Raw genomic sequence first — 5,419 nt, forward strand, 5'->3', positions numbered from 1 at the left:
GCGCAGCGTTCCGAAACCTCCCGATGGCGTGCCGGGCAACACGACATACCCGTCGGACATACCCGTTGACAGAATCACCACTAATGCATGCCGCCCGAAAGTGTGCAGCTTCGCGATAGCGGCATGCATTAAAAACAAAGAGCCAAAACCAGGCTCGCCGACGTGATCAAGCGGAAACCGTATGAGGTTCACCAAAACCGCTCAAAGGGCAGATATTTCGAGGTATCCACGCCGTTCAAGCCCAGCGCACGAGGCGTATTGTCGTACATGCTGACCGATCGGCCGGGCTTTTTCGGACGGCCTGTACATCCATCAGCAGAAACGCATCGGGAGCGCCGGGATCCGCAGGGCAGTCAGCCCGGGAACTCAGCCCGCCATCGGCGGCGAACAGCCACCACACGCCCTGCCGCCAGTCCCCATTCAACGGTCATCGACGTTTTGCAATTCTTCGCGCAGTATATTAAGTTTTTCAAGGAGTTACAAAAGTTCATTTTTGCATATCTCAATCTGAGTACGTAGCGCAATTAAATCTAATTTAATATCGGGATAGTATCCAATGCCCAATTCAACCTCGAGTGTGCCGCCAGTTAAACGTTTGTACTTCTCAACATGATCGAGAAATGTATTGTACAATTCATCTGCCTTATTATTGTTTTTTTCAAGGTCAGAAATCTCAAGAATCCTCTCATCAAAGAAAGTAAGTTCGTCCTTGCAGAGTAGAATGATATTCTCGACTTTAGATAAATCGCGGTTTTCTCTAGCAACCTCAAGCATACCATGATATTTCTGAGTAAGCTCGTGGTTGAATTCTCCTTTTTCGGTTAGTCTCTCACCCATTGAAGTGTTCAAAGAAACTATTTTTTCATCAAGACTGTTAAAATGTTCATAATATTCCGATGTGTACCAATCTTCCCCTAATTGCAGATGGCCGCCTGCTGTTGCTACCACGAAATCATAAAAACTACCTATCAGTAGTTCATAGTTCTGATCCGCAGCAGCATCCAAATTCTCTAGCTTTCTGCTAAGTTTGTGAATGAGCACAAAAACAAACTTCCTGGCAGGTTCAATTTCATGAGAATGTGCTTCGAAAAACTCTTTAGCGTCTTTATAAGGCAGATAGCGCTCAAGAATTTTAGGCAATTCGGCTTCACCGTATTTAGCATGGTGTTCAGCAGCATGTTTCGCAAGTGCCCATACTTTCTCGCAGTCAGTTTTCGTGGCACTTGAACCCATGAAATTATCAAGCGAATATTCCTGTTGGGCAAGTTCACCAATCAAGACTTCAATGCCATCCTTATCACCGCTTTTGATAAGTTCATCCGCCCTTGATCTTAATTTCGCATGATTATCTTCACCAACTGAGTTCGTCACACTATCTATGCACTTCAATCTCGTCTCAATACCGGGCTTAAGGCCATGCTCAATAGAAATACAAGAGAGATTCAGGTTTTTACGGGCCGCTTCACGGGCACTTGTATCAGGATCTGGACGCTCCCCCCCCGAATTCAGGCCACGTCCGGCCTTCACCATAATCCTTTACATTCGTTAAATAGCCGTTGCTGGCGACCTGCGCGAACTTAACGCACTGCGACTTACGCTCAACCTCTTCCGCCGCCCGCTTAGCGTTATGCGCCTGCAACGCTTTTGCCACTATAATTGTGGGTTCTGTGGGTCCAGGGGCGGCGCTTACCGCCCGTGGTTTCCGGATTATTGCCATTATTGGGCGTATTCTTAGCCGTGTATTGATATTTGTTCAGATGGCGGTCGAGGTCGGAGTTGCCCTTCGGGCCGCCTTTTTTTTACCACAGGAAGCCGGTGGCCTTCGGACACCCTGCCAGGGGCTGCTTTTTTTTCATCCGAAGTCGAATGTTGTTCCTTATTGCCATCGTCTGTGATGCGGTCATTCGCCGTGGGATTGAACGGAGCCTGCGGCGTCTCTTTATCAGAAAGTGGATATGCTCCCTGACCGGAGTTGCCCTTCGGGCCGTCTTTTTTTACCGCAGGAAGCCAGGAGCCTGTGGACTTATGGCCAGCCTTCTTTTCCTCAAGTGCTTGCATATAACGCCTGGCCGCGTTGAATTGGTTCCCAATAATTTTCTCAGCCACAAGCTTATTAAAATACTTTTCTGCGGCAGGTTTTAACGGATTTGCATCGCCAGTCGGCGCGGATGGCACGGAACCTGCCTGTGTCGGGGTGATTTTGGGCGGCATCAATGATTTCCTACGTGGTTGGCTTGTCTGCGGCGAAGAACTGTGTAATGATGCTAACCTTAACAATTGGTAAAGATCGCGTGGTTAACGGCTTTCGGTAGGAAAATACCGAGGATCTATGCTGCGTGCTCTGCTTTTTATTACATTCTTATTAAAAGTAGGTTAAAAAGTAGGTATTGCTGAACAATGCTCAGGCGTTTCGTTTGCGCGGCTTGGCGGTTTTGGTGCGGTATCGGCACCAATGCAAGTCGCCCAAAAGTTGGCCGCGGTTTCGCGATAGCGGCATGCATTAAAAACAAAGAGCCAAAACCAGGCTCGCCGACGTGATCAAGCGGAAACCGTATGAGGTTCACCAAAACCGCTCAAAGGGCAGATATTTCGAGGCCATGCCCGGACTGGCGACCGAAATCGTCAAGCGTTCCGACACCGCCAAGGGTTTTGAGGTTCCATCGAGGCGATGGGTGGTTGAACGGACGTTCGCATGGCTGGGACGATGCCGCAGGCGGGCCAAGGACTTCGAGAACCTGTCGCGAACGCGCTCGCCTTTCTCAAGCTCGCGTCTATCCGCCTTATGCTGCGAAGGCTCTGTTCAAAATGAAGAACTTTCCGGACCGACTCTTAGACCCTTGCTAAGGAATGCCGATTTCGCCTCCGCTCCACCGAGCACCTGGTCTAATCTGGCGTCCGGCATCACCGGGTCTTTCCCTCGTACCCTGGGGGATCTCGTTCAAACCCGTGATGCACGCCCATACACGAAATTCGGGACTGTCCCGCAGCGTAACTTGTCTGCGACAAACATCCCCGGCCACGTCAAAAAGACGGAAGCCCACTCCTGGCTGGGTTTTACGCCGCCTCGCCAGGCATTCCGCCGGCGTTCCTTGGCAGTCTTTGTCACTGCCCTGCCCAGTACCAGGCCCAGCCATGAAAGGGGCAATCCCAGCGCCGGCAGACAAGCACCCATGAGCAGGCCGCCGCAAGACCTGGAGGGCCGTCACGCCGCATGACAGCCCTCAGATCATGCCTTCATCCTTCGCTGAGCGCTTGACACTGCGGACAACCAATCGACAAGGACGAAGCGGCAGATCCTTACCAAAACCATCCACGCGCCGGCTTCAGTAATGACACTTTTTCAACCGGAATTTTTGAGAGAGCCAAATATAACTCCTTCGTGGTCATCTTCTTAGAAAGGCTAAAAAATCCCATTTTGTTCTTCGGCAAGCCTCTCAAATCAACCGTGCATGCCAGCACACGTTGCGCGTGGTCTTCGTTGCCCACTATCTGAAAGAATTTAGCCATAAGCACCATTTTTTCAGCCTGCTCGGGCAAGTTAAGCTTCCTGCACAGTTTCTTTCCATCTATTTTCCGCATGAAAAATTTTCTGAACTGTACGGACTTCGTGAATTCATTGTAAAGAGCCGTGTTCATCCGGCTTTCCGCGCCTTTGCAAATAATGCGAGCAGCGTCCTTGATCGTGTGCCGGCTGGCTGCAATGCGAACCGCATGATCATGGTCAACTCCGTGTTGCTCCATGAAAGCAACTTTGCACGTCGCGACATATCTTTTGCTGGCAAACAACCAGACAAGAGGGTTCATATCGAATTTTTGCTTAGCCAAGTCGCCAAATGTTTTATGCACTTTAGAAGCATTATTATAGTTACCGTTTTGAGTAATTTGAGGTGAGCTCAAATAGATTGAAGTGAAATTGGAAAAGCACGTTTTTTGGGCAGAATCCATCTTTTCAAAAGAGAATCCCTTTTGCTTTTTGTCAATCTTTACAGGTCCATCAAGGGGTAATATACTATCAAAGTATGCCTCTAAATACTCGGGGGATTTTTTATAATCCGCGGAGCGGGCGGCATCAATCTGTCGTAACGCCGTTGTTTGGGCGTCTATTAAATCCGTTGGGAAGTTTTCGCTCCCCGACAATAAAGTAGCAACCACCGGGTCCACACCAAATTTTAACAATACGCCTTGGCGGGCTTGCGGGGCGGATTGGCCCGTCTCTTTCAGGGCATCCTCAATTTTGTCGACCGTGACACCAATTAAGTTATAATTTTTAAAATTGGCATTGCCTGGCTGGGAAATTGTGTCTTTGAAACCTTTTCCTCCTCTATTTTTGTATTGTTCGAAATAAGGCCGGTCCGTGGTCGGGATAGCGAGCCTTTCTGCAAGGGGCATGTTCAAAAAGGGGGTCCGGCGATATGACGTCACCTGCGTGTGCGCATCCGGCCGAGGCTTTTGCGCCCCTGCAGTCTGCGCTTGGTTCGGTTCAGCGCCCGACGCCTTCGGCCCCTGATTCAATACACCGGCCGTCGCCGTCGCCATTTTCCGCCCCCGCACGGTCCCCGTCGTTTTCGGCTCTGGCTGCACAGTCGCTTGCGGCACAGTCTGCGACTGCTGTTGCTGAACGTTTGGTGCCGGTTTTGTCGCCGCGCTCATATCGACCATGTCGAATTCCTTTCGTACTAAAAACTAATATTGTCCGCGCAGCACAGGTGCGGGAATTCAATGGCGTGGTAGTCCAGCTGGAACAGTCAGGACATACCTGAATGTGTTAGCACGGGGCTGGGATGTCCATTGTTGAGCGCGCAGATCACTTGTCGCTTTGCGCAAGCGCGCCCTGTCAAAGTCGGTCCACAACGCTATTGCGTTTGAACAGAGCCTTGACAGCTTAAGAAGAGCTAAAGCCCACCGCGCCAATTTCAACACGGTACACGACCGTGCGCGGGGTCCCCACCCCGCCTGCGCTTTGCTCGGCGGACCTCTCCCCGCTTACGCGAGGAGACCCGCAGCGCTGCGGATCTTGCCCTCTTCTCCCCAGCGGCGAGAAGGTGCCGGAAGGCGGATGCGGGGGATATCTCGCCCTGTCGTTTTCGGTGAATTCTGAATTCACGCGATAGGCGTTCCTGCATGTCGCCCGAAAGGGGGCTCGGTTTCGGGATAACGGCATGCATAAAAACAAAAAAACGCAAGCCCTGTCGATGGCTGTTGAGATCCGCGCATATGTGGCGCCGAGATGGAATTACGGCGAATTTCGGCTCTGCGGGCGTGAGGTTGATTTTACTGGAAGTGGTTTGATGGGAGGTGAGCGCGAGATGTGTCGACAGGAGTCCGGAGGGCGACTGAGACACATCCCGGGCTGCGTCCGTCCATGATAGGCTGGCGGAGCGCCGCAAACAGACATCGACTGTAGCTACTGTTAACGGCT

General features: G+C 51.1%; 4 protein-coding genes and 1 pseudogene. 1 reads left to right on the plus strand and 4 read right to left on the minus strand.

Annotated features, from left to right (window positions below):
• From PDO_RS28760 to PDO_RS27850, 3 genes are all read right to left on the minus strand, one after another.
• The coding region (locus PDO_RS28760) for a hypothetical protein (protein ID WP_210161513.1) at positions 1 to 192 on the minus strand (192 nt) is incomplete at its 3' end.
• 285 nt (positions 193 to 477) lie between these two features.
• Complete coding sequence (locus tag PDO_RS09490; RefSeq protein ID WP_141649871.1) at positions 478 to 1,530, minus strand: hypothetical protein; 1,053 nt, start codon at positions 1,528 to 1,530, stop codon at positions 478 to 480.
• 201 nt (positions 1,531 to 1,731) lie between these two features.
• Positions 1,732 to 2,211, minus strand: coding sequence for a hypothetical protein (locus tag PDO_RS27850; RefSeq protein ID WP_141649872.1), 480 nt, complete (start codon positions 2,209 to 2,211; stop codon positions 1,732 to 1,734).
• 404 nt (positions 2,212 to 2,615) lie between these two features.
• Between PDO_RS27850 and PDO_RS27055 the strand changes: the two are divergent.
• Positions 2,616 to 2,809: pseudogene (locus PDO_RS27055) on the plus strand (transposase); the annotation flags it as partial.
• Positions 2,810 to 3,297: 488 nt separating this feature from the next.
• On the opposite strand, the gene PDO_RS09500 reads toward PDO_RS27055, so the two are convergent.
• The gene (locus PDO_RS09500) at positions 3,298 to 4,659 is read right to left on the minus strand and encodes a hypothetical protein (protein ID WP_007600925.1); all 1,362 of its coding nucleotides are present in this window, start codon (positions 4,657 to 4,659) and stop codon (positions 3,298 to 3,300) included.
• Positions 4,660 to 5,419: the final 760 nt, after the last annotated feature.

It is taken from the genome of Rhizobium sp. PDO1-076 (genome assembly GCF_000247475.1).
GTDB lineage: Bacteria > Pseudomonadota > Alphaproteobacteria > Rhizobiales > Rhizobiaceae > Allorhizobium.

Excerpts from the sequence above, each read along its gene's own strand:
- PDO_RS09490 (WP_141649871.1), bottom strand. The coding sequence starts at position 1,530 with ATGGTGAAGGCCGGACGTGGCCTGAATTCGGGGGGGGAGCGTCCAGAT.
- PDO_RS27850 (WP_141649872.1), bottom strand. The coding sequence starts at position 2,211 with ATGCCGCCCAAAATCACCCCGACACAGGCAGGTTCCGTGCCATCCGCG.
- PDO_RS09500 (WP_007600925.1), bottom strand. The coding sequence starts at position 4,659 with ATGGTCGATATGAGCGCGGCGACAAAACCGGCACCAAACGTTCAGCAA.